The organism is uncultured Amaricoccus sp. (genome assembly GCF_937858865.1).
Taxonomy (GTDB): Bacteria; Pseudomonadota; Alphaproteobacteria; order Rhodobacterales; family Rhodobacteraceae; genus Amaricoccus.
In genome coordinates, this window is sequence record NZ_CALLYO010000366.1 from 1 (window position 1) to 1359 (window position 1359).

Consider the following 1359-nt stretch of genomic DNA (forward strand, 5'->3'; position numbering starts at 1 on the left):
GGCGGCCACGGCCTCGGCGCCGCCTACTATCTGGCGAAGGAGCACGGGATCACCAACGTTGCGGTGATCGAGAAGGGCTGGCTCGGCGGCGGCAACACCGGCCGCAACACCACCATCATCCGCTCGAACTACCTCTACGACGAGAGCGCCGGGCTCTACGATCACGCCCTCGACCTCTGGGAGAACCTCTCCCAGGAGCTGAACTACAACGTCATGTTCTCCAAGCGCGGCGTGTTGATGCTGGCGCACAACGTCCACGACGTGCAGTCCTTCCAGCGCCACGTGCACTCGAACCGCCTGAACGGCGTCGACAACGCGTGGCTCACGGCGAAGGAGGCGAAGCTCTTCTGCCCGCCGCTCGACATCTCGCCCTCCGCCCGCTACCCGGTGATGGGCGCCGCGCTGCAGCGCCGCGCCGGCACCGCCCGCCATGACGCCGTCGCCTGGGGCTACGCCCGCGCCGCCGCCGCCCGCGGCGTCGACATCATCCAGAACTGCCCGGTGACCGCGATCCGCCGCGGGCCCGACGGCAGCGTCACCGGCGTCGAGACCGCCAAGGGCTTCATCGCCGCCAAGAAGGTCGGGGTGTCGGCCGCCGGCCACACCTCGGTGGTGATGCAGACCGCCGACGTGCGGCTGCCGCTCGAGAGCTACCCGCTGCAGGCGCTGGTATCCGAGCCGATCAAGCCGATCTTCCCCTGCGTCGTGATGTCGAACTCGGTGCACGCCTATATCAGCCAGTCCGACAAGGGCGAGCTCGTCATCGGCTCCGGCACCGACCAGTACGTCAGCTACTCGCAGCGCGGTGGCCTGCCGCTGATCGAGCACACGCTCGCAGCGATCTGTGAGATCTTCCCGATCTTCCGCCGGATGCGGATGCTGCGCAAATGGGGTGGCATCGTCGACGTGACCCCCGACCGCTCGGCGATCGTCGGCAAGACTCCGGTGCCGAACCTCTATGTCAACTGCGGCTGGGGCACCGGCGGCTTCAAGGCGACGCCGGGCGCGGCGCACACCTTCGCCCACACCATCGCCCGTGACGAGCCGCACCCGATCAACGCCCCGTTCACGCTCGAGCGCTTCACCACCGGCCGGCTGATCGACGAGGCGGCCGCCGCCGCCGTCGCGCACTGAGGAGGTTTGCGATGCTGCTGATCCACTGCCCCTACTGCGACGAGGACCTCCCCGAGCTCGAGTTCGCCTACGCCGGCGAGGCCCACATCGACCGGCCGAAGGATCCCTCGGCCCTGTCGGACGAGGAATGGCGCGACTTCCTGTTCATCCGCTCCAATCCCCGCGGCCACCACTTCGAGCGCTGGCGCCACGTCAACGGCTGCGCCCGCTTCTTCAACGCGGTGC

2 protein-coding genes are annotated in these 1359 nt (G+C 68.9%); both read left to right on the forward strand.

Annotation, left to right across the window (positions count from 1 at the left end; genetic code table 11):
• Positions 1 to 1134: sarcosine oxidase subunit beta family protein (locus Q0112_RS10500; protein WP_297974921.1), on the forward strand; the 1134-nt coding region annotated here is incomplete at its 5' end.
• Positions 1135 to 1145: 11 nt separating this feature from the next.
• Positions 1146 to 1359, forward strand: a 214-nt coding sequence (locus Q0112_RS10505; protein WP_297974924.1) for a sarcosine oxidase subunit delta, incomplete at its 3' end; no start/stop codon positions are given.